Raw genomic sequence first — 23,716 nt, forward strand, 5'->3', positions numbered from 1 at the left:
AGGATGCATTTAATGTTCAAGCAGGAATCTACCCGCAGTATGAATTATTTCCATATACCCGCTATGCATGTTTACAGCCTGAATCGTGCTGCACCCGGAAGGAATGGGGGTCAGAAAAAAATGATAAGTAAAGGTTCTGGACTCACCCGCATCCAGGAAAAAGCAAGCCGGTTTTTCCTGAAAACGGCCATTGTGCTGTGCAAATAATTCTGTCCAATTTACATGTAATGCAGCTGTTCCGAATTCCATTCCCCGGTAAACAACCTCTTTGTTTTCTTCATGAATCCAATGATGGATCCATGCATACTCAGTTGCTTTCCAACAATAACCTAATAACAGATTACTACGTTTATCCATTGCAGTTATCCAGCCGGTTTCTTTGGCATCCAGAGAATAGGAATGGATAGTTTCAACAGGTTTTTGCCCATTTTCGAATAGCACTGCTGCTCCATTTGACTGTACACAGGTATCCGGATTCAAAAAAGGTGCTGCAATAGTTGGATGCTGCACCAGGTTACAGGGCCTGAAAACACCGGAGGTATTTTTTATTGTTTCAGATACCGTACAAACCGGAGCCGATGCTGATAAATTCACTTCCCGTGTAAACTCCAACTGGTCAATTTCGCTACTGGTAGCCATAGTCAATTGAAGAGGATTACTATTGATAAATTTCCATGTTTGCAAACTGAGATCCCCATGTTTAACGGCCTGATTATTTTTTTCTCCGGCACTCGGATCTCCCCACCGGGGTGTGCAGATAAAATGGCCTTCAAAACTGGCTTCCGGATTTTCCGGACGAGGAAACGTAAAGTTCAACGGATTGATAGCTGAACTGCAATGTGTAAGTGATAGCAGGGATCCACCTACTTCATCATAGCAAAGAGTTAGGAACCTGTTCTGCAGGATCCACTCCCTTTTTGTGTATGATGTTGAATTAACCAAAGCCCTCGTTTTTAAAAAGATGAGCGGAACGGAACCGCCGGAAATCCATCGATATTCTGAAAATTGGTAACCGGATAATTAGTAAATGCATACCGTACAGCAACCGGATTTTTTACTTCTTTACTTACCAATAAAACCTGGTTATTGCGGATCAGTGCCTCGGCTGGAAAAAACTGCTTGTTCTTTCCGGCCACAAAAAAATGCCTGGGTGGCTGGCCGTCATTTGTTCCCAATCCCGAACCAATACCTTCTTTCCTGAAAGAAACTACCAGCGTGTCTTTATGTGTTGATAGAGATTCGAATTCCGGTCCTTTATGCACCAGACCGGTCATACCGTAATTTTTTGCCAGGGCAATCTGTGCGAGCCGATAGCCAACCTCCTGCTTATTTCTTGGATGAATATCGTTGGGATCAGCAATATCCATGGTTACTACCATTTCTGTTGCCGGTGTATTTGTACGTACTGCTGCCTGCGCTTCCCTTAGTTCAGCATACTCGAACGCCAGCGGATTGTTTTCCTGCCAGGTATAGGGCGCTACCTGTACATAATAAAAAGGAAGGTTACCCTGCCCGAACAATGCACGCCAGTTGCCAATCATGGTGCTTAGCAACCGGGTGTAGATCGCTCCGTCTTTCCGGTTGGATTCTCCCTGATACCAGAGTATGCCCGTTAATGCTACATGACGCAATGGGTAAATCATGGCATTATAAAGGAGGGTAGGCCTTGCTACTTTATCAAAGGTTACTGTGGCATCCAATATTTCTTTGGAACGGGAACTTGTATCAAAAGGATACAGGTATTTCGTGTGTAAGTTTTTATCTGCCTGTAAACTATCTCTGGATGTCCAGGCTTCAGCTGTTGAAGCACCGATACTGCTTACTACCAGTCCAACCGGAATTCGTTTCTGTAGATAGACATCTCGCGCGAAAAAATATGCCACCGCACTGAAATCCGGAACTGTTTGAGGTGAACAGATATTCCATTGCCCCTTTCCATAACGCATAGGTGTAGCCGAGAAATTAGTCTCCAGATCAAACAACCTGATTTCCTGGTAAAAAGCATTTGCGATTTCCTGCTGATAATGCATGGTTCCCAATAGCCAGGGCAGAAATGGTTTGAGTTGCATATCCATATTGGACTGACCGCTGCAAAACCAGACATCGCCTATAAGTATATTCATCAGCACTAATTCGGTCTCTTTCGATTTAATCCTGATGGCATTTGAAATGGCTTTCCCTGGTATCGCTGCTGGTACGGGAATACTGATTTCCCAATGCCTATTCAGATCAGCCGTATCAATTTTCCAGCCTCCTGACCAGTCTGCCTGTACTTCAAGAATGGTACCCGGAGCTGCATCACCCCATACCACCAGTGGTTTGTTCTGCTGCACCACCATATTGGATTGAAGATGTGTACCCAGCCTGAAGGATTGACCCAAGCAAACCATACCTGTAAAAAACAGGACCGCAACCATTGATGTGGATCTGATTTTATTTTTCCAGTTCATATTTCAGGCGAATAAAACGTGGGCGATAGAGTTGAGGGAAATCACCGATTTCATCAAAGAACTTAAAGGAATTGATATTATAACTGATTAGCAGTTCTCCCGGCTTGGATAATACAGGATGTGCTTTTGCATTATAGGGAAAAAAGTTTGGCGAATCTTTCAGATCATCACTAACATCATAAATATTGATGATCGGTCCAAAGGGCCCATTGGGTGAAGTTCCAAGGCGGATACCCACTTTGTTACTGATTCCTTCGCGCTGGAATACCATAATATAACGGCCATCCTCAAGTGGAGTTACGCTCAGCTCATTGGAAGCATTGGTGGCGATTGGCTGTACCGCATTGGCATCAGCTACCCATTCTGTTCCATTCCAGAAACGCCATAAATCAAAGGATTCTATATCTGCTGGCTGAACCCTTGCCACCATCACCTGCTTATTCTGTCCTCTGCAACCATAGATATATACATATCCATCGGGATTCAATGCACCCGCTTCTTTGGTGTTGACCAATATTCCGGCACCAAAACTTCCGACAGAATCAACGGCACGATTTAACCAGAAAGGAATATCCACCTGCCGTTTACCCGGAAAGGGAGGTTGTTCTCCGGCAGGAATTATAATCATGGTATTACCCATCTCCTTAAATCCAAATACCGGTTGGTTGGGGATGTTTTGAATACGATATCCAAACAGATAGATATTGTTATTTTTTGCCGTGTTTACAAAACCATCGCCCAGCCAGTAATACTCACCTGCCGATGTTGCAGGTGTTTGCGGAATGAACAAAGCTGCGGGTTTTCCCTGGTTATCTTTATCCCAATGAAAACGGATAGCGCTGCTATCAGGCTTACCACCCTGCAGTATCCCAATTGAGTTATTGATCATGCTAAAACCAGGCTGAAGAGAGTCCCCAATAATTTCACCGAGCATGGTATCACTAAACCAGATAAGGGCTTCCTCTTTTTCAGCTGCTCCCGGTGCTTCATTTCCACTCCGAACCAATGCAAAAATTCCATCTCCACCAAACCATCCGGATTTTCGCTTAAATAAATTACTCCATTCAGGGGCTGCTTCAGCAGTGAATCGAATCGAATCAATATTGGTATTTATTGATAGGGCAGTTTCAGCCGGTTTGGAATTACAACTACCAATCAAACTGGCAAGTCCTATAACAAATGCTGGTTTCATGATCATGTTTTAAATGGAAAAATCAGGGTGCAGGTTCAAAGGTGCTGATAAATACTTCTTTATCAGTAAGCCCGAAAATTGTCAGATCGATCAGCTGTTCCAGCACCAGCCGCTCACTGGATAGAGAACGAACAGTATAGGTTTCAGTAGTGCGATTGCTCGGATCAAAGAGCGATGAATAAACCTGCGTAAATGTTTTTTCGTCCTCGCTTAATTCCCAGCTTTCAAATACATTGAAACCATCAAAAGTGCAGGCTTCTGATCCGAAATTAACCGTGTAAGTACTGTCGGATCTCCAGGTGAAAATATTATCCTTTTCGCAATCCTTCATATCCTCAACAGCGGGAGCAACAGATGTCCACATCCTGCTTTTCAATACCCAACGGCGACTGTAGATAGTCTGTTGTCCTGATGTGGTGGTATATACCGTCAGGTCTTTTTCTGCAGCTAATCCTTTACTGTCTTCAAAACGAAAATTGACACCTACTAACTGGTCAACCTCATCGTCTTGCAGCTGATAGGAAAAATGATACTCATAGTTGTCCTCACCCACATTTACCGGTTGCGCGGTAATAGTGCCGGTACCGCCAAAACTATTATCTTTTTGCAGATTAACCGTTTTGTACATAGTAACTGTACCTGCGCCATTAGGTGCATAAATCGACAAAGTTGCTTCAACTGTTCTTCCGGATTTACCGTTAACATTATCCGGACTCAATTTTAATACAGGCTGATTCGGATTGCCCTTATCTTTTTCACAACTTGATAATGTGAAGATGCCAAGCAGGCAAATTGCAAGGATGAAAGAATATGACCGCATAATCGTTTATTTAAAAAATTGTAAATCAGGTTTAGTTTTTAGGTTTCCAGAGGTCCTGAATTTCTTCAAGCGTTTTTCCTTTTGTTTCCGGTACCATCCGCCATATAAAAAGAAAGGCAAGGATGGACATAATCATATAGATCCAGAAGGTGTACGCACTGCCAATTGACTCAAGTAACATGGGGAAAGTCTGTGATACGATGTATACAGAAAGCCAGAGAAAAAAGATAGCTACTCCCATTGCCCTTCCCCGAATGGAGTTGGGGAAAATTTCCGCCACTACCACAAATGTTAATGGCCCAAGAGAAATGGCGAAAAAGGAGATATACAGCAGTATTCCGCCCAACACCCAATACCCGGTAGTTGCCTGCTGGTAAAAGGCGGCTCCAACAAAAGCCAGACAGACTGCCATGCCGGCTGATCCGATCAGGAGTAGTTTTTTTCTTCCCAGGCGGTCCACATAGCGGATTGCAACCAGTGTCATCAATACATTGATACCACCCACCCAAATGGTTTGCATTAAGGCAGATGAACTACCATCGCCGGTTGCTTTAAAAATTTCGGGTGCATAATACATGATTACGTTAATTCCGGTTACCTGGCTGAAGATGGATAAGAATATCCCGATAATAAGTGCAGTTCTTAAACCAGGTCGCAGCAATTCAGAAAAGGTTCCCTGTTTTTCGGAAAGGGAAGATTTGATGGCTTTCACTTCTTCCGCTGCACCGGTTTTACCATTTACTTTTTCCAGAATATCCGTTGCACTGTCCCATTGATTTTGGGCAGCCAGCCAACGCGGACTTTCCGGTGCTCGTAACAACAGCAGAATAAATACAATGGAAGGAAGCAGACCGGATCCGAACATCCAGCGCCATCCGGTATCCACATTCCATTGATGATCATGCATTCCTGCAATGGCTGCATTAACAAAATAGATCAACAAAATGCCGATTACGATACCCAATTGATAGATAGAAATCAGTCTGCCTCTGATTGAAGCAGGCGCAATTTCTGAAATGTACATAGGCGACAGAATGGAAGCGATACCGATACCAATACCTCCGATCATTCTGAAGAAAATAAACATATTCAGACTTAATGGTATCATAATACCGACAGAAGATATGGCAAATGCCCAGGCTGATATCATGAGCACTTTTCGTCTTCCCAGTTTATCACTTAGTCCACCGGCTATCATCGCACCAATCATACAGCCAATCAGTGCGCAGGATGCAGCCCATCCGGTCATTGCTGCGCTGAGCTGATATTTTTCTTCTATATAACCAATAGCGCCTGCTACAACGGCCGTATCATATCCGAACAGCAAACCGCCAATTGCAGCAACCAGCGTACATTGATAAATAAATCTGAGTTGTGCTTGCATAGGTTAATTAATTCTGTAATCAATCAGGTTTTCTTCCCGAACAAAAGCCTTTAACGTAGCACAGGTACTGCCTTCTGCAGAGCCGTACGGCCGAATGGTATACGCGCCAACCGAAGCAGGAACAATAAAGGTTTCCGCATAGTGAATGATGAAGGGTTCAAATGCGCCAGTCGGACTTTCAACAATCGCTTCCCTTCCTTCAATCAGGTTAATCACATTCACCACATTGCCCGTATGATGGTTCACTTTTTTGGAGAACCAGTGCCGGCGTGTTTCAATAAAAGATCCTTCATGAAGTCCGGTACGTTCTTCCTTCCAACCATCACCTTCCTTAATTGTTTCGAATTGATTGATGATATTGGCACGGGTCCATTCAGTTGTTCTATCCCACTGAATCGCGTGTTTACCATGCTCCAGTGAAATCGGACGTGGTTTACCATCGAGCCCCATTCTGCCCCAATCCCACAGCTTAAATGTGAAAATATAAGGCGTGGCACTGATTTCAAGCACAACACTGTTGGCACCGGAACAATGAATGGTACCAGCCGGTATCAGGATATGATCATGTTTCTGAATCGGCCATTTTTCCACATATTTATCGGCATCAAAAGAACCGGATACTTCCTGGGCTGCTGCCAGATCCGTCAGCATTTCTGCAGGCTGGATATTTTCTTTCAACCCCAGGTAAACAAACGAGTTTTCCTGCGCTTCCAGGAAATAATAACTTTCGTCCTGCGTATAAGGCATGCCAAATTTTTCGCGGATATATGCTTTCAGGGGATGTACCTGCAGACTCAGGTTACCCCCTTCCATGGTATCAAGAAAATCAAAGCGGATAGGAAACTCAGCACCAAATGCCTGTTCCACCTTAGAACCCAGTAAGGATTCTGTTTGGAAAAATACCAGGTTGATCGACGGCGTTTCAAAAAGAATATGATCAAACCGAATCAGCAAACTGTTTTCTTCCGGCACACAATCAAAGCCCCAGGCGAAATTTTTTTCATCCCGTTTCAGATCACATACTTCTTTCAGCCATTGCCCACCCCAGGGACCAGGATCAAAAAAAGGCACAACCCGAAACGGACGATTTACCACCTGTTCCAATGCCAGCAGGAGAGCCGCACCCGTAACCATTTTGGGTTGATCGGGATGGGTGGTATCCAGAATATAATCACAGTTGCCAAGAAGCGTACGTTTTAACTTATCACATACCCGCCAGTCTACAAAGAAGGCACGTTTGTATTGATAGGCAAATGCATCCGTCTTATTATCCGTACCAAGATTGCTGATTTCATTTCTCCGGAAACGCAACTGAATTTCCCATCGCGGCATATCTGCATATACCAGTAAATCTGCATCCAGCGGAACAAGACTTGCTCCGGTTCCATAAATAATGGTAATTGGAGCGGCATTGGATCTTACAGCTTCAGCAAGCGATTCCAATGCCCGGGCATCATAAAAATCTGCCATTGTTAGTGGGCTCAAATAGCCAAAAACCGGATCATCCGTAACAAAAGGATATACCTTTTTTTCCAGCTCCTCTGCATGCAGCAGCGCAGTTGAAACATCCAAAAATGCTGCTTCCGGAAAAATTAATTTCAGTTGATCAATTATAGGCGCCACCAACACACCATGATAGCATTCCAATTTCAATACTACCTGTTTTTTTGAAAGGCTTTCTATTCTGCCAGTCAGTTCATTGGCAATTTCATTCCATCCCATAGTACCATTGTAACCATGCATCACTACTTCGGGAAACTTATCAAAATTCGAATTGTACAAGACGATTTATTTTAGGTTAACTATAATTTTATCAATAGCCTTCATTCTGTCCCAGATTGGGATTCAGGTCCACCTCCCGCTGAGGTAAGGGAAATAAATAATTTCGGGGGGCTGGCGTTACTCCTGGTTTTGCCAATGGAACCCGTTGCTCCAGCTTTCCGGTACGTGCCAGATCAAACCAGCGCTGACCTTCAAATACCAGTTCCATACTGCGTTCTTTCAGAACAGCATCTCTGAATAGTTCCTGGTTTAGTCCTGCATAATCGGGAAGTGCATTTGCATAATTGGTGCCGTCAAACCTTGCACGTTTACGAACTTCATTGATATAATCGTGCGCAGTTTGCGAATTACCCAATTCGTTCTGGGCTTCTGCATAAATAAGTAACACATCTGCATAGCGGATAACCGGGAAGTCATTGGAGGAGTTATTTCCCTGAGGTTCCATTTGCCGATCCCAGTATTTTTTTACATATGGACGAATAGTGAAAGGTCCATTTGCACCATTGATTTCAGTTATGAACGTTACCTCCCTCCTGCGGTCATCCACATCAAACTGATTGTACAGGTACTCCGTTGGAAATTGCCATCCCTGTGCATTCTGAATACCTTCAGCACTTAAGGCAGCAGGTAAGAGACGCACATTAAACTGACCCACTTCCCAAAACACGATCGCACCTCCCGCATCACCAAACCCAACAGAAAAAATTGCTTCCTTTCCACCCCGACTGCTTAATTTGAACACATCGGCAAAATCCTGCCACAATTCATACTGTTCTGAATCAATAACTTTTTTAGCATAGATGGAAGCCTGCTCCCAATTTTCACGGGTCAGATATACTTTTGAAAGAATCGCATTGGCAGCACCGGAAGTAGCACGCCCACGGCCACTACCAGGATCATAACTTAGTGGAAGAACTCCGGACGCATCACTGAGATCCTGTTCGATTTGTGCATAGATGGCATCAACGGTTGCTTTCTCTGGCAACAGCGGATTATTTTCTTCGATCAACAAGGGCACCTGACCAAAGATCCGAACCAGATTAAAGTACATCAGCCCCCGTAGAAACTTTGCCTCCCCGACCAGTCTGTTGCGGAGGGTTGCATTCATTTCAATTCCGGGTATTCTTGCTATAGCAATATTTGCAAGTGTAATGGTTTTATAATCCATGCCCCAGATTTCCTCTATTGAAGGATTCTGAGGTGTATGCGAAAAACTGGAGATCTGATCAAAGTTTGCCGCTCCGAGCTGATTATTCAGCATTTCGTCAGAAGCTAATCCCATCATAACCCAAAAAGTGCTGTGGTAAACGCCTGCAGTATTTCCACCTACAGCAAAATTATCTACCGAATTCAGGTAAGCATAAATAGCATTTACTGCAGCAATGGCATCCGATTCTGTTTTATAAAAATTGGTAATGGTAACCTGATTTTTGGGATCCTCTTCCAGGAATTTTTTACAGGAAACAATACTCATCATAGCGGTGCTTATCAGAAGCAGTGTGATGATTTGTATGCGAAATGATTTCATATTAAATAGCTTTAATCGTTTAGAAAGAAGCACTCAGTCCTATCTGGTACACTTTTGCCTGTGGATAACCACCCAGATCCAGTCCCAATAATGTGGTACTTTGTCCAAATGTGTTGGCTTCCGGATCATATCCTGAATAGTTGGTAAAGGTTAACAGGTTGGTACCACTGATGTATAACCGAAGATTACTCATCCCGATTTTCGAAATCAGACCAGGCGCCAGGTTATAGGAAAGTGTGACATTCCTAAGCCTTATGTAAGAAGCATCTTCCACAATAGCAGAGGAAACCACACCAACATCCAGACTTCCGGCTGAAACGGCCCGAGGGTATTTATTACCCGGATTTTCAGGCGTCCAGCGGTTTAATCCGGCATCAGCTAAAACATTCTGCTGTCCGTTGAAATTAAGCAGGTCCAGATTGTTGAAGTTGGCCATCTTATTACCTTCGGAACCCTGGAAGAAAAAGGAAAGTTCGAAGTTTTTGTAGGAGAGATTGTTACCAAATCCCCAGGTAAATTTCGGTTGTGCTGAACCAAGAATGGTACGGTCATTCGCATCTATTTTACCGTCTTTGTTCTGATCTACATATTTGCGATCTCCTGCACGGGCACGGGATGCCGGATTCGGTGCACCCGCTTCCTGTCCAACTAAAACCGGACTGGATGCTGCTTCTGCATCGGACTGAAAAATTCCATCAAATTGATATCCGTAAAAAGTTCCAATACTTACACCCTCACGCAACAGAATGGCATTCTGAAGAATTACATCTGTTTCACTATTCAGGTTTACAATTTTGTTCCGGTTCAGTGAAAAATTGAGTGCGGAAGTCCATTGCAGTTTTCCTTTCATGTTGATTGTACGAAGATCCAGATCTACACCCCAGTTATCAATATTGCCAATGTTTAACAGCGTTGTGGCAAAACCAGACGATAAAGGAATGGGGCTGGACAATAAAAGGTCATTCGTTCTTTTCTTGTAATAGTCTGCTGTAAACGTAATCCTGTTATTAAACAGTGAGAGATCCATACCAAGGTCCAATTGTTTGGTTGTTTCCCATTTCAGGTTGCGATTCACAAAACTCAATGGTTCACGTCCGGTGAAAACCTCGTGACTGTTACCAGCATTAAATACCCCTTCTCCAAATGGACCAACCAATGCAAGTGACTGGTAGGGAGGAATCGCCTGATTTCCGATGATACCATAACTAACCCGGAATTTCATATCACTAATGGCCTTCACATTTTCCATGAATTTTTCATTGGACACCCGCCAGGCGAATGCACCGGATGGAAAGAAGCCGTATTTATTGCCTTCTGCAAACTTGGAGGAACCATCAACCCGGCCGGTTAAAGTAAACAGGTATTTATCATCCAATGTATAATTCACACGACCCAGATAGGATACCATACTCCATTCTGATTCACTGTTGGCCGGCTTCTGAGGATTTAAAGCGGCACCAATATTATGATACCCGGTTCTGTTATCCGGAAAATCAAATGCGTATACCAAGAGTTGTTCATTTTTAAATTGCTGCATGGTATAACCTACCACTGCATTCACCTTATGTCTGCTGCCAAAATAATTATTGTAGGAAAGCGTGTTTTCATTCAACCAGGTATTTCCGATTGACTTACCAAGTGATGCTTCTCCATTACTTGCTTCGGTACGCTTCAGGAAATTAGGGCCAAAACTATTTTCGCTGTTGGTGTAAGCATCCAGACCAAAACTGGTTTTGAAAGTAAAGTTTTTATTGAATGCATACTGCGCATAGGCATTTCCCAGGAACCGGGAAAGTGAAGTGGTGGAAGTGTATTCCTTTGCTTCTGCAATCGGGTTGCCCAGGATCTTACCACGATCATTTTCAAAAGTATAACCACCATCTCTGGTTGAATCATACACCTGCAATACCGGATTAAACAATAATGCAGAAGTAACAACACCCGGAACTATTTGTCCGCCATTGGTAAGTACTCCGGTACTCGATATTCTGGAATAGGTGATGGCGGTTCCAATTGTAAGTTTATCATTAACTTTCTGTTCAAGGTTGGTTCGGAAAGAATAGCGTTTAAAATCAGAGCTCTCAATAATTCCTTTCTGGTCGAACATGGACCCTGAAACAGTGTATTTGGTTTTATCGTTTCCTCCGGCAAAAGAAAGCTGATAATTTCCCATGGGTGCATTCCGAAAAAGTTCATCCTGCCAGTCTGTACCTTTTCCAAGATTAGGCGGATTCACATACACCGGAATCTGGTTGGCATTCAATCTACCTTCATTTACAAAATCGGCGTATTGTGCAGCATTCAGCAGGTTCAGCTTGTTGGTTACCTGCTGCCAGCCGCGGTAGGTTTCAAGTGTAAGGGTTCCTTTTCCTGAACGTCCTCTTTTGGTGGTGATCAGCACCACTCCATTGGCGCCGCGTGCACCGTACATGGCAGTAGCGGAGGCGTCTTTTAATATCTCAATGGATTCGATATCACTCGGATTGATGGAAGAAAGCGGAGATATCCGCGGACCTCGGGTACCACCCACACTAAGATCTGCGCCATCACTGTTCACCAGCATTCCGTCTATTACGTAAAGTGGTTCGTTACCGGCATTGATGGAACTGGTTCCCCGAATCCGGATAGAGGTTTCCGCACCCGGTTTACCGGAGATTTGCGTAACCTGAACACCTGCAGCCCGACCCTGTAACTGTTGATCCAGACTGGTTGCCGGAATAGCTTTCAGCTCGTCTGCACGAACCGAAACAACGGAACCGGTCAGATCGCTTTTTTTGGCCGTTCCATATCCGATTACCACCACATTACTTAATTCACCGGGATTTTCTGTAAGCCTGATTTCCATAGGCCCGGCTTCAACCGGAACTTCTCTGCTGATGTAGCCAACAAACGAAATGACGAGGATACTTTTACCAGGTACGATCTGAAGTGAAAATTTGCCTTCTGCATTGGTGGAAACCGAATTGGTTTCGCCTTTAAGTGCTACAGTTGCTCCCTGCAATGGCAAACCGGAGGCCGTTCGAATGGTGCCCGAAATAGATCTTCCCGCATCCTGGGCGATGGTAGCGGAAATTAGTAAAAGCAAGGCCATACCAAGAGCGGTCAGCCGTGAGATAAGTGCAATCTTTCTCATTTAGCAAGCATTAATCGTTAATAATCGTTGTTCGTTATGTTCGTATGTCTGTACATATTAACCGACAAAATCAGGCATAGGATTCCTTCTGCCTGTACTTATCGGGCAATATCTATCGTATAAGTAAACCGGTCGGCCCGGTAATAGCCAAGATTGTATTCAAAAGGCCGGTCTCCGGGATCACAAACCACGCGTTTCCGGAACAGGATGGGATCACCGGGTTTTACATTCAGCAGTTTGCTGATCTTTGCATCAGCAAGTATAGCACTGATCCCTTCTCTCGATAAAGCTGCCACTATATGGTGCTTTTTCTCCAGGGTTTCATAAAGGGGTTTGGAAAAATCATCGTCTGCTGTAAGACCTGTTCGCGGATGGAAATAGGATACAAAATGGACCACCGGACCGGATTCCGGACCTTTTACCCGTTCCATTTTCAGCACTTTGATACCTTCTCCTATATTAAACAACTGTTGGATTTCCTTATCAGGCAATACCATACTCACTTTGATGCTGTAATTCTTAAAGACCATGCCCTTTTCATCCATCTCATGGGTGAAGCTGGTCCATTTATTCAGGTGAGTACTGATATTATTCTTGGCAACCTTGGTCCCGACACCTTTTTTGCGGATCAACAGCCGCTCGTAAACCAATTTATTAGTTGCCTGCCGTACCGTACTGCGTGAAATGCCCAGTCGCTGTGCAATATGGATCTCATTCGGCAATAGCTTACCATTCTGGTACTCGGGCTGGTCAATCAGCTTTCGCAACATTTCTTCCACCTGAACATGCAGGGGTAAAGAGCTGGTATGATCAATTGCAAAATCCATTTACTTGTCTATATGTTCGTACATACCAAATGTAATGAGTTTTAAGATTGCATCAAATTTATTTTTTGGGAGGTTAATTTGTCTAGTTTAGCGTGCCCGAATAATAATGGTTATGACAAAACTTCCTGCCCTCTTTCTTTTTTTAATCCTTTGTCAATTGGTTTTCAGTCAGCATATTGAAAAGACTGAAGCACAACCCTTCAAACTTAGCGTAGGTACTTATGGAACGACTGTAATTGGTGCTGATGAAAACTTTCTATACCTGCAATCATTGAACACAAAACTGATGTTAAGTCAAACACAGAAAGTGGTCGATGTACCCACACTTTCCAGAATCAGTAAAAAGACACTGGAGCCGCAAAAAGAAGCAACATATAAAGAGCTGATTAAAGGGAGAGACTGGGTTGGTTTTCTCATGATTAGAAACCGGATTTATTTTTTTTCCAAAGAAAAAAATGGAAAAACCGGGCTTGATGTATTTGCAGCTGAACTGGACAAAGAAAGCTTACAGCCAGTTGGTGAAACTAAAAAACTTGGCACATTTAGCTTGAATCAGCACTACGAATCTGCTCAGGTTGCAATAAAAGTGGGCGTAGATTCCAGTCGGTTTTTGCTGATTGTTGATGGAGATAAAGAAAACAATGTGATTCAGGTTGTATTGACAGATCTCGATTTGAAGACACAGCCTATAAATTCTTTAACAGTCAGACCAACAGGAAAATCATTTATTCATTCCGGAGTCTGGTTGTTGAGCAATGGATTTGTATTAGTAAGGGGGTCGGTTTTTGATGAGGTACAGGAAGGAAGAAAAACAAAAAGGAAATTGAAAGGATTCAGTTCAAAATTATATTCTGATAAAGGTATATTGATTTCCGAACAGATGGAAGAGGCCAATCTCCAGGTACCAATGGTAACCTACATCAAGGAGAATAATGAAAAGCAGGTGGAAATGATTGGATTTATTGGAAACAATCCGGAAGAAAGAAAACTGACAGGGATTTATTATAAACTCATTGATATTTTTACCGGTAATCCAAAAGCTGAAATATTTCAGCCGTTTGAAGGCTTACATCCGGTTATCGCCAAAAAACTGAACGAAGACAATTCCTTTCGCTTGAAAAGTATCTCGCTTGCACCAGATGGAAAAAACAGAGTACTGATTGCTGAAAGTTATCAGGAAATGAATATGACCAGGAGGGAATCAAATAACCGGGATTATTACCGTACCGATCTTTTTTTCCGCGATCTTTTAATAATACAATTTAATCCTTTAGATAAAATTAACTGGGTAAGTTTAGTTCCAAGGAATCAAATTACGATGATGAATTCATCCGCAGATTGGTGGAATTTTTCACCCTGGACACCCATTGATCATTTCCCCGGTACAAGTAGTGGATTATATGGTTCAACAGCTACCATACCCAGAAAGGAAGCACTCTATCTTCTTTTCAATGATAACCCGGAAAATTCCGGGGTTATTTCTCCTGATGCAAAAGTTAGCAGATCCGGCGGAGCCACAGGTGTACCTAATTTGATCAAGATTGATTACATAAGTGGTAAACTTTCAAGATCTGTTTTAACAGGTATTCCCAAAGGTATGGGTATACTGTCTCCAAAAGTTTTTGGAAAGGGAGACAACTGGTATCTTCTTTCACGTGAGCATACCGGCTTTGGTCTGGCCAAATTTGAATACCATTTTAGTCTGCTGAAATTTTAAATCAGCATTCATAATTTAAGTAGCCCGAACAGCCGGAAAATCTCCTCAAAACCCTTTTAAACCAATAGGCCGCTTTAATATTTCTGATGCTTCAGCATCTTCAAATTTCTTACTGATTTTCGTCAATTCCTTTTTCATTTTTCGGGTTATTTTTTCGTACCCGGATCGACCATAGAGGTTTTTCATTTCAGAACTATCCGTATGAAGATCATACAGCTCCCAGCTTTCCACACGCTTGTAAAAACGGATCAGTTTATATCTTCCGTTACTTATACCAAAATGCGGAGAAACAGCATGTTCACCATTCTCATAATAATGATAGTAGAGATTTTTTCTACCTTTCACCCCTTCCTGTTTTAACAAAGGAAGGATGGATTCACCTTGTAATTTATGAGTGGATTTTACACCCGCCAGATCCAGCATGGTGGGAGCCAGGTCCAGATTCATAACCAGGCTGCTGTCTACCCGACCTGCCTGAATCATACCCGGAAAGCGCATAACCATGGGTGTTCGGAAGGATTCTTCATACATGAAGCGCTTGTCAAACCAGCCATGCTCTCCCATATAAAATCCCTGGTCCGATAAATAAATCACCAGTGTATTATCAGTGAGCTTATGCCGGTCCAGGTATTCCAACGCCCTGCCAATATTGCTGTCTAAGGATGCCGCAGTTGCCAGATAATCCCGCATATAACGCTGGTACTTCCACTCCACGAGTTCTTTTCCGGTTAAGTTACGCGCATCCAGGTCCTGTTTGATAGGACCATAATAAGCATCAAATGCTGCCCTTTGATCTGGTGTCATCCGACGAATATTTCCATCCTTGTCTGCCGCCTCTTTTGATGGAAACATTTTCAGATCATAGCCCATGATCATGGTCTTGTCCACCGTCATATCCTGAACCGCTGCTGCTCTGCGACCCTGGTACTCATCATAAAAATTGGCGGGTAGTGGAAAGTTTACTGTATCAAATCGCCGCATATCCTGTATATCCGGCATCCAGGTGCGATGCGTTGCTTTATGTCCGATCACCAGGCAGAAAGGCTTGCTGGTATCTCTGCCATCCAGCCAGTTTTCAGCAATATCTTCAATGATCGTGGTGGCATAACCGTTAATACGTTCCCGGCTGTTATCCATCTTAATAAAATCAGGGTTGAAATAGGATCCCTGTCCGGGTAACACTTTCCAATAACTAAATCCCTGCGGGGCACTTTCCAAATGCCATTTCCCAATCCAGGCAGTCTGGTACCCCGATTTTGTCAGGTCTTTAATAAAAGTGTGTTGTGAGCTGTCGAATCGCCCGCTGACATTGTCTTTGAATCCATTTTTATGACTGTACCGGCCGGTTAGTAAAACAGCGCGACTTGGTCCGCAGATAGAGTTGGTTACATAGGCCCGGTTGAAAAGCATGCCCTCTTTTGCGATGCGATCGATAGCAGGTGTTTGAGTCAGCTTACTACCATAGGCGCTGATGGTTTGAAAAGCATGATCATCAGAAATGATAATCAGGATATTCGGACGTTTTTGTTGTGCGTTTGCAACCACTCCATAAGATACCAACAGATATAACAGGAACTTTTTCATCTTACCTCATTTTATTGATAAACTCTTACCCAGTCGATACTCATTTTAACTGGTAACTGCTTCATATCTACTTTTCCAACCCAATTACCACCCAGTTGCTGATCCACCAATAGATAGAAGGGTTGATCAAATGGCCACTGACTTGGATCTACATCCGTTTTTCTGGGATAAGTAAATGAAGCTTTTCCATTAACCAGAAATACCAATTTATCGGGGAACCATTCCAGTCCATATATATTATAATCCGCTCTGTTTATGGCTGCTTTACCAAAATGCGGCGGGTTTCGTTTTTCCTTTAACTCCAGTGTATAGTAGGAATGAATCGTCTGATAAATACTGTCTTCAAAATTCAGGTGTTCCATGATATCAATTTCTCCTCCTCTTGGATAGGGTCCATATTTGGTTGTTGCAGGCAGCATCCAGATGGCAGGCCAGGCACCCTGCGAAGATTCGAGTTTGGCTCTTATTTCAACACGACCATATTGCCAGGCAAACTTGTCTTTTGTATAGACACCGCCTGTAATAAAGGGTCTCGGATCTTTCAACGTATCCTTATTAACAATACCGATTAATTCCAGCACCCCACCATCAAGGTTATAACAGGCAGGCTCAACCGCCGTCATATGTCTGTTCCAGTCTGATTTACCAGGTGGAATACGGGTCCATTTGGAACTGTCAAGTTCCGGTTTATCGAACTCATCCGACCATACCAGCTTCCATTTTTTTTCTGCCCGGCCTTTGGATTGCACATACATATAATGCTCATTTTTCGTGAATGGTTTTGGTCCACAACCACTACCAATATGCAGCATTACAATTACTAAAAAAAATACGGATTGCTTCATACTACAAGTTAACGTGAAAAGTAAAAAATGGAGCCGGTAAAATAACCGGCTCCTGTCTGCAAGAAAAAAACGACTGCTAACTGACCTTCTTTATTCTATTGCGCCTACATTAGCCTCCATTGGCCAACCCGGGTTTTGATAAATAACTGAACTTCCGGTTTCTCCCTGCGTTTGCGCCGACTGCAGAAAATGATTTATAGCGATGGGTTCAAGATAATGTGCATAAGCCCATTTATAACCTTCCACCCAAAAATTACTGGATGTCAGATTCACCCGATACGGACGCAGATACTCACTCTCTGATTTTTTGGAAACATTGGCGGTTCTTCCAGGTGTACCTGCTTCAATCAGCCGCGATTCTCCGGTACCTGGATTATCATACCAGTCCTGCATTGGTCCCCAAACCTTGAAGCCTTCAATATGATAGGGCTGTGATTTTAACTGATCCAATGCACGCCAGCGCTTCAAATCAAAATAGCGCATACCTTCAGCAATCAGCTCCGACCTTCTTTCTCTTCGGATATTATAGAGAATGGGATCATTTAAAAGCTGACCCGCAGAGTATGCCCCGAAATCATTTTTAGCTTCCTCAGTCATATCAGTTGCCGCTACGGTAGTCATATAATCCGGATTTACTCCTGCCCGGTTGCGCAAGGCACGCCAGTACTGATCAGCTTTACCATTTATGGTCTTTTCTTTCATATAGGATGCTTCAATGTAGTTGAGGTAGGCTTCTGCAGCCCGAAATACAATACTTCCGGTTGCTCCCACATTACCTTCAGCCTGTGCCGACAAATAGGACATGCCTTTTTTCAATGCATAGCCAGTTACGTAGCGGGTTTCAGCCAATCCTATGATATCCGGATTTCCTTCTAAAATAGGCGTTCCACCAGATAATTGTTTATCCGTAAAACGCAATTCACCCGGAACCTTCATAAAGAGCTGTAACCGATTATCTCTTCCAACCTTCACATCATTAACCATATCATCCCCCTGGTATCCCGATCCTACAGCATATATTGGAAGTCCGTTTGCCATTAGAAAATTATCCACTAAGCCTCTTGTAAATCCGGTGTTGCCACCATTCTGATTTACATAATGTCCAACGTTATGATTGATTCCCTTGCTTGCATCATAAGCTCTCCAAAGCAACACTTCCGAATAACCACCCAGATTCATATCACCAAACATTTTGAAATAAGGGTTGGATGAAGAATTGTACCCCTCATCCTTCGTGTTGCTCACCAGCTGTACTGCATCCGCTACCTGGGAGGCAGCATCCATGGCCTGCGTAAGGAAAAAATCAATTTCAGAATCAATATTGATAGTGAAATTCTCCACTTTTCCTGTTCCGGGCCAGCCTGGTCCGCCTGGCACCTGCGCTGTACCTTTATGATAGGTTAACCAGCTTGCTTCATGTAATGCAACTCTTGATTTGAAAAGTAGCGCTGCATTTTTATTCAGGCGATTTTTAGCTCCCTGTGGTGCAGTTACACTTAGCAGTGAGATAGCAGAATCCAGATCACTCAGTATGAAACGTGCTACCTCATTGCGCGGCTTCCGTTTGGAAGCTTCCACTAAGGCCTCTCTTACATCAGGGAGTGTTTGTTTAATAATGGGAAAATCTCCGAATGCCTGAACCTTATCGAAATATTCATAGGCTCTCAGGAAATAGCCTTCTCCAATATAATGAGTGATAGCAGCTGCATTGCCACTCAGCACCCCGGACTTCCATCTCGGTACAACTGTTTCGAGATAGTAATTATGTTGCCTGATATTTCCAAAATTCCAGCTTCCTCCATCCTGCGGCACCCTCCATTCGCCCGGTGCCCAACGGGTAGCAGCACCACTGGTAGCCTGATTATCGGTATGGTTGTCAAAGCTATGGGTACCTGGTCCCCATCCACTGTGAGTTGGGAAATTATAGCGGGTAACTGTATACGCAGCAAGGTCAGCTTCCCTTAAAAGATATTGATCTGGTGTGATATTTGACAGCGGCGGACGATCTGTAAATTTATTACAGGCTGTCGCAGACAAGGCCAGCAGGGCTATTATACCTGATTTCTTTATACTTAAAATTGATTGTTTCATGATGTTTCTTTTTCCGGATCAGCATTAAAAATTCACATTCAGGCCACAGGAGATAACCTTAGCAAGCGGATAGGTTTTTCCATCGTTCCAGCCACTCAGCGCAACTGTTTCAGGATCGAAGGTTTTGATCATCTTGGTAAACGTGAGCATGTTCTCTGCAGAAACGAAAATGCGGAGGTTACTAATTCCCAGTCGGCTAAGTGTTTGTTTGGGCAATGTATATCCTACCTGAATATTTTTCACTCTCATATAAGCCGCGTTCTGCAGATACCTGGTTTGTGTTTGCTGATTTTTTCCTGTATTAAAATAGGGACGCGGGAAATAGGAGTTCGCATTGACACCAGCTACACCAGCCTGTACCATTGTAGAGTTTTCATCGCGGAAATAATCCATATGGGTTTCAAAACCGGCAGACTGCCACATACCGCCACTGGCTCCCCAGAAATAAGGACCATTGGGCATCCAGTCGCGTTTACCAACACCCTGCAGGAAGATTCTCAGATCAAAGCCCTGGTAGTCGGCACCGATATCAAAGCTGTATCTGTACCTGGGAGCTGAAGAACCGATAATTCTCCGATCACCCGGGTCTGCAAGTGTATTGGATCCGCCATCCACTTTCCCATCGCCGTTCAGGTCTGCATACATGATATCGCCAGATTGCCAGTTGCCACCCATTGGCTGCTTGATTTTCGCAAGGTGTGCGTCCATTTCCTCTTTCGTCTGTGCAATACCGATAGTGGTATAGCCCCAGATTTCACCCACTTTTCTGCCATCATACCAATTGGCCAGTGAGCCTGATGCATTCGGATATCGTGTTACCCGCTGTTGATCATCTGCCAGGACTGCCCTTAGAGAATAATTCAGTTTGCCTATACGATCTCTCCAGGTAGCTTCCAGTTCAAATCCATAAGACTCCATATCCGTATTATTGATCTGAGGAACAGAAGTGCCAAGCGTAACTGGCAGTTCCGGTGCAGGCCCCACCATATCAAATGTTTTGCGGATGAAATAGTCAAAATTCACCTGCAGGCGATTGTTCAGCATACCCAGATCAAGGCCATAGTTCCAGGTCTGTACTCGTTCCCAGGTGAGGAAGGTAGAAATAAGTCCGGGTGCACTGGCTGTATTCGGACGTTCCCCATTGATCAGCCAGCCTCCATTGTTCACTCCTACTGGTTGTGTCAGATAAAAGGGATACCAGCTATTGGTATTCTGGTTACCCAGCTCTCCAAAGGAAGCGCGTACCTTGAAAACATCTACTTTATCCAGGAACCAGAATTTTTCTTCTGCAACATTCCAGCCCACAGATGCTGAAGGGAAGAAGTTCCAGCGCTTGTCGCGCATGTATCTGGAAGTGCCATCATAACGGGAATTGATTTCCAGCAGATAGCGGCTTTTGTAATTGTAATTGATCCTTCCGAAAAAGCCTGCAGTTGACCAATGCTGGTATTCACCTCCAATACCCCGGTTTTCACCAACTGCCAGGTTCAATACCGGAATGTCAGGAGAAATCAATCCATTTCGGCTTGCACTGATTGTTCTGTACTTATTTAACTCAGAATTGAAACCAGCCATCATTTTGAAGGAGTGATCTTGCTTCAGTTTGAATTCGTAATCGGAATAGATATTCGTGTTGAAATAGTTGCCTTTGTTGTTGTATTCAGCAGCGGAAGTGTAATTGGCTGAATTCCAGCCCACAGCCAATGGAAATGGATTTCCACTAACATCATAAGAATAAGCAGGCTTGTAATTCTGATGCCAGTTATTATTCGTGATACGGAAGTTCCCATCGGCCACAATGTTCCAGCCTTTTGCTGGTGTGATCACTAACTGCGCCTGCTGGTACAACCAGTCGGTCTGATCCATGGTTCTTCCACCCTGTTCAAGCTGAGCGATCTCACTCGCATCCGTCCAGTAACCATTTGGATCTTTCGCCGGAACGGTAGGCCATCTGCGCGCTATGTTATGATAGAATAAATCAAACATATGACTCGCTTTCTGATAGTCTTCCCGGATATAACGGCTGGTATAATTCAGTTTGATGTACTGGTTCAGTTTCATATTCAGCTTACCAGTAAGTGTGTAACGCTGGAATCCATCTTTAGCATGCCGGCTTAAACCATCCTGATCAAGATAGCTGCCACTGAAGAGATAGGTAACCATATCGTTCCCGCCACTCAGGTTGAGTGCATGCTGCTGGGCAAAAGCAGCTGGTTTATATTGCTCTTTGAACCAATCGGTGTTAGCATGAGAACCGGTATACATCTGCCAGCGATCTCCGTTGGCATTGGGTACCGTTGCATAGTCGATCTCCCCTTTTTGATACGCAACAATTCGATTCAGTACTTCTTCATCAAATTTGGGTGCTTCCCCATCATTGGCGGCTGCTTCATTCCAGTAAAGTGCAAACTTGTAGGAATCCAGCATATCCGGTAGCCCAATCGGTTTTGTCCAGCGGAAGTTATTGTTGTAATTCAATGTAGGTTTACCAGCCTTTCCTTTTTTGGTTGTAATCAATACAACTCCAAAAGCTGCCCGGGAACCATATACAGCAGACGCCGATGCGTCTTTCAATACCGAAATGCTTTCCACATCCTGCATGTTGATGGCATTGAGGTTACCTTCCATTCCATCAATTAAAACAAGCGGAGAGGAGCTGGTATTGCCGATGGTACCACCTCCACGAATATTAAAACTCATGGTATTGTTAAGTTCTCCGCCTAAACCCCCAACCTGCAAATTGAGTCCGGGTATCATCCCCTGTAGCGCCTGCCCCATATTCTGCACAGGCCTGGCTTCCAGCGATTTTGCATTGATGGTAGATACCGATCCTGTCAGATTAACTTTCTTCTGTGTACCATAGGCCACTACCACTACATCATCAAGCGTATTGGTTTGTTTTTTTAGCCGGGTTACTACAGATTGTGTAGGATCGGAAATTTTGACGGTGGATTTTCCATAACCGATGATAGAAAACTCCAGCACATCACCTGGTTGTGCAGGAATGGTGAATCGACCAAATGCGTCTGTGGAAGTACCACCTGATTTCCCAATCACCGTCACAGAAACGTCTGCCAGGGGATTGCCTTCCTCGTCGGTAACTGTACCGCTGATTTCAGCAAATCGAATCACATCTGAATAGGTTTCCGGAGGTGCTGCCTGCAGGATCAGTGGCGAACCACAAACAAGAAGAGGCAGCATTTTCAAGTAAAGCAGCGAATGGCGTAGCGTTCTCCCACGCGGGGAGGTGCTCATGCAAACAATGTTTTGCATAATTTTGGTTGCGTTTTAGTTATCAATAGCGATTCTAAAATCCGGCCGTCCTGTCTCTTACACAGGGCGGCTTTTTATGAATCAATCAACAAAATAGAAATTATTATGTATTACATTATCGGAAAGTTAAATAATTTCAAGCTTCTGTTAAAGTCTAGATAACATCAATCGTTTGCGTAAATTTTTGACTATTCTTATTTTCTCTAAAATCAATAAAATGAACGTATTGGTTGTGGTAATATGTAGTGTTTTGATGATTTCAACAGGTCTTTTGCAGGCACAGGAGTCGAAAACTGATAAGCTTTTGTGGAGTTCTGCTCAAAAATTGCATTTCGCCGACTTTCAAATAAAAACAGCCGGTCCTAAAGAACCTTCTTCAAATGCAGTGTTTTCGATTACCTACAAAATCGGAGGCAAAGAGTTGTTCTCCTCCAACCTGAACAAACGTGTCCTGAATGAATTCATTCGCAGCGAATCCTGGATTGATACCACCCAGGATGTGCAACAGGCTTTGAGGTATCAGCAAACTTCCTTCGATCTCTGTGAAGTGTATGTACGCCAATTCAGAAAAGCCTTGTACGATAACAAACCCAAAATCAAGCGACTTTCTTTTGTAGATGTACTCAATGAAACTTATACCAATGCCTATTCGAAACGCAGGCTGGTATACGATCAGGAAACCAAGGCAGGTACGGATCTGGCAGCACAGGAAAAATGGGAAACTGTTATTAAAAATGAACTCGATCAATTGAAAGAATACGCTGTAGAAAAATAATCAGTATGTTTTCTTAATTATTTAAGTTTAGCGCAAAACTGGTGTATATCACAAGAGAAGACCCGAATATAATTAAACGCTAATTTAGTGTCAGGCAGGTACCCAGAAAGTTCACACCCATCCAAACATGCAAAATTACCAGAGAGTTGTATTTCATTAACAAGGGGCTGCTTAGCATATGTTATTCTAATGAAAACGATTTTGTCTTCATAGATTCCTGATAATCCCGAAAAACGCTGGAAGAAATTTGAGTCCAACCACGGTGATCTCCTACTTCAGCTACCCCATCATATGATTGCTTCCTTCCTGCGGATA

15 protein-coding genes are annotated in these 23,716 nt (G+C 43.5%); 2 read left to right on the forward strand and 13 right to left on the reverse strand.

Annotated features, from left to right (window positions below):
• Positions 1-9 precede the first annotated feature (9 nt).
• The 9 genes from B2746_RS19685 to B2746_RS19725 all read right to left on the reverse strand — a co-directional run bounded on the left by B2746_RS19685 (position 10) and on the right by B2746_RS19725 (position 13,116).
• Positions 10-942: a hypothetical protein gene (locus B2746_RS19685; protein WP_290797926.1), complete on the reverse strand. Its 933-nt coding sequence runs from the start codon at positions 940-942 to the stop codon at positions 10-12.
• A gap of 11 nt (positions 943-953) precedes the next feature.
• A complete protein-coding gene (locus B2746_RS19690; RefSeq protein ID WP_290797928.1) occupies positions 954-2,450 on the reverse strand; it encodes a sialate O-acetylesterase in 1,497 nt (498 codons plus the stop codon).
• On the reverse strand, positions 2,434-3,642 hold the full coding sequence (locus B2746_RS19695) for a DUF4185 domain-containing protein (protein WP_290797930.1): 1,209 nt from the start codon (positions 3,640-3,642) through the stop codon (positions 2,434-2,436). Before B2746_RS19695 ends, B2746_RS19690 begins: the two co-directional genes overlap by 17 nt.
• A 22-nt stretch (positions 3,643-3,664) precedes the next feature.
• A complete protein-coding gene (locus B2746_RS19700; RefSeq protein ID WP_290797933.1) occupies positions 3,665-4,462 on the reverse strand; it encodes a hypothetical protein in 798 nt (265 codons plus the stop codon).
• Positions 4,463-4,493: 31 nt separating this feature from the next.
• Positions 4,494-5,846: a sugar porter family MFS transporter gene (locus B2746_RS19705; RefSeq protein ID WP_290797936.1), complete on the reverse strand. Its 1,353-nt coding sequence runs from the start codon at positions 5,844-5,846 to the stop codon at positions 4,494-4,496.
• 3 nt (positions 5,847-5,849) lie between these two features.
• The gene (locus B2746_RS19710) at positions 5,850-7,628 is read right to left on the reverse strand and encodes a class I mannose-6-phosphate isomerase (protein WP_290797939.1); all 1,779 of its coding nucleotides are present in this window, start codon (positions 7,626-7,628) and stop codon (positions 5,850-5,852) included.
• 31 nt (positions 7,629-7,659) lie between these two features.
• Positions 7,660-9,156, reverse strand: a complete 1,497-nt coding sequence (locus B2746_RS19715) for a RagB/SusD family nutrient uptake outer membrane protein (protein WP_290797943.1) — start codon at positions 9,154-9,156, stop codon at positions 7,660-7,662.
• Between the two features lie 19 nt (positions 9,157-9,175).
• The gene (locus tag B2746_RS19720; protein WP_290797946.1) at positions 9,176-12,289 is read right to left on the reverse strand and encodes a SusC/RagA family TonB-linked outer membrane protein; all 3,114 of its coding nucleotides are present in this window, start codon (positions 12,287-12,289) and stop codon (positions 9,176-9,178) included.
• Positions 12,290-12,387: 98 nt separating this feature from the next.
• The gene (locus tag B2746_RS19725) at positions 12,388-13,116 is read right to left on the reverse strand and encodes a GntR family transcriptional regulator (protein WP_290797948.1); all 729 of its coding nucleotides are present in this window, start codon (positions 13,114-13,116) and stop codon (positions 12,388-12,390) included.
• A 112-nt stretch (positions 13,117-13,228) separates the two neighbouring features.
• Between B2746_RS19725 and B2746_RS19730 the strand changes: the two genes are divergently transcribed.
• Positions 13,229-14,833 carry a hypothetical protein gene (locus tag B2746_RS19730; protein WP_290797951.1) on the forward strand — a complete coding sequence of 535 codons (1,605 nt, stop codon included), beginning with the start codon at positions 13,229-13,231 and terminating at the stop codon, positions 14,831-14,833.
• Positions 14,834-14,878: 45 nt separating this feature from the next.
• Here the strand turns inward: B2746_RS19730 and B2746_RS19735 are convergent, their stop codons facing one another.
• The 4 genes from B2746_RS19735 to B2746_RS19750 all read right to left on the reverse strand — a co-directional run bounded on the left by B2746_RS19735 (position 14,879) and on the right by B2746_RS19750 (position 22,608).
• Positions 14,879-16,417: a sulfatase family protein gene (locus tag B2746_RS19735; RefSeq protein WP_290797954.1), complete on the reverse strand. Its 1,539-nt coding sequence runs from the start codon at positions 16,415-16,417 to the stop codon at positions 14,879-14,881.
• An 11-nt stretch (positions 16,418-16,428) separates the two neighbouring features.
• Positions 16,429-17,262, reverse strand: a complete 834-nt coding sequence (locus B2746_RS19740) for a glycoside hydrolase family 16 protein (RefSeq protein ID WP_290797957.1) — start codon at positions 17,260-17,262, stop codon at positions 16,429-16,431.
• Positions 17,263-17,352: 90 nt separating this feature from the next.
• Positions 17,353-19,353 carry a RagB/SusD family nutrient uptake outer membrane protein gene (locus B2746_RS19745; protein WP_290797959.1) on the reverse strand — a complete coding sequence of 667 codons (2,001 nt, stop codon included), beginning with the start codon at positions 19,351-19,353 and terminating at the stop codon, positions 17,353-17,355.
• Between the two features lie 24 nt (positions 19,354-19,377).
• Positions 19,378-22,608: a SusC/RagA family TonB-linked outer membrane protein gene (locus tag B2746_RS19750; RefSeq protein ID WP_290797963.1), complete on the reverse strand. Its 3,231-nt coding sequence runs from the start codon at positions 22,606-22,608 to the stop codon at positions 19,378-19,380.
• A gap of 235 nt (positions 22,609-22,843) precedes the next feature.
• Between B2746_RS19750 and B2746_RS19755 the strand changes: the two genes are divergently transcribed.
• Positions 22,844-23,401 carry a hypothetical protein gene (locus B2746_RS19755; RefSeq protein WP_290797966.1) on the forward strand — a complete coding sequence of 186 codons (558 nt, stop codon included), beginning with the start codon at positions 22,844-22,846 and terminating at the stop codon, positions 23,399-23,401.
• Positions 23,402-23,716: the final 315 nt, after the last annotated feature.

Origin of the sequence: Flavihumibacter sp. UBA7668 (assembly GCF_002483205.1) — a bacterium.
Classification (GTDB): domain Bacteria; phylum Bacteroidota; class Bacteroidia; order Chitinophagales; family Chitinophagaceae; genus Flavihumibacter.

Excerpts from the sequence above, each read along its gene's own strand:
- B2746_RS19690 (WP_290797928.1), bottom strand. The coding sequence starts at position 2,450 with ATGAACTGGAAAAATAAAATCAGATCCACATCAATGGTTGCGGTCCTG.
- B2746_RS19695 (WP_290797930.1), bottom strand. The coding sequence starts at position 3,642 with ATGAAACCAGCATTTGTTATAGGACTTGCCAGTTTGATTGGTAGTTGT.
- B2746_RS19700 (WP_290797933.1), bottom strand. The coding sequence starts at position 4,462 with ATGCGGTCATATTCTTTCATCCTTGCAATTTGCCTGCTTGGCATCTTC.
- B2746_RS19705 (WP_290797936.1), bottom strand. The coding sequence starts at position 5,846 with ATGCAAGCACAACTCAGATTTATTTATCAATGTACGCTGGTTGCTGCA.
- B2746_RS19715 (WP_290797943.1), bottom strand. The coding sequence starts at position 9,156 with ATGAAATCATTTCGCATACAAATCATCACACTGCTTCTGATAAGCACC.
- B2746_RS19720 (WP_290797946.1), bottom strand. The coding sequence starts at position 12,289 with ATGAGAAAGATTGCACTTATCTCACGGCTGACCGCTCTTGGTATGGCC.
- B2746_RS19725 (WP_290797948.1), bottom strand. The coding sequence starts at position 13,116 with ATGGATTTTGCAATTGATCATACCAGCTCTTTACCCCTGCATGTTCAG.
- B2746_RS19730 (WP_290797951.1), top strand. The coding sequence starts at position 13,229 with ATGACAAAACTTCCTGCCCTCTTTCTTTTTTTAATCCTTTGTCAATTG.
- B2746_RS19735 (WP_290797954.1), bottom strand. The coding sequence starts at position 16,417 with ATGAAAAAGTTCCTGTTATATCTGTTGGTATCTTATGGAGTGGTTGCA.
- B2746_RS19740 (WP_290797957.1), bottom strand. The coding sequence starts at position 17,262 with ATGAAGCAATCCGTATTTTTTTTAGTAATTGTAATGCTGCATATTGGT.
- B2746_RS19745 (WP_290797959.1), bottom strand. The coding sequence starts at position 19,353 with ATGAAACAATCAATTTTAAGTATAAAGAAATCAGGTATAATAGCCCTG.
- B2746_RS19750 (WP_290797963.1), bottom strand. The coding sequence starts at position 22,608 with ATGAGCACCTCCCCGCGTGGGAGAACGCTACGCCATTCGCTGCTTTAC.
- B2746_RS19755 (WP_290797966.1), top strand. The coding sequence starts at position 22,844 with ATGAACGTATTGGTTGTGGTAATATGTAGTGTTTTGATGATTTCAACA.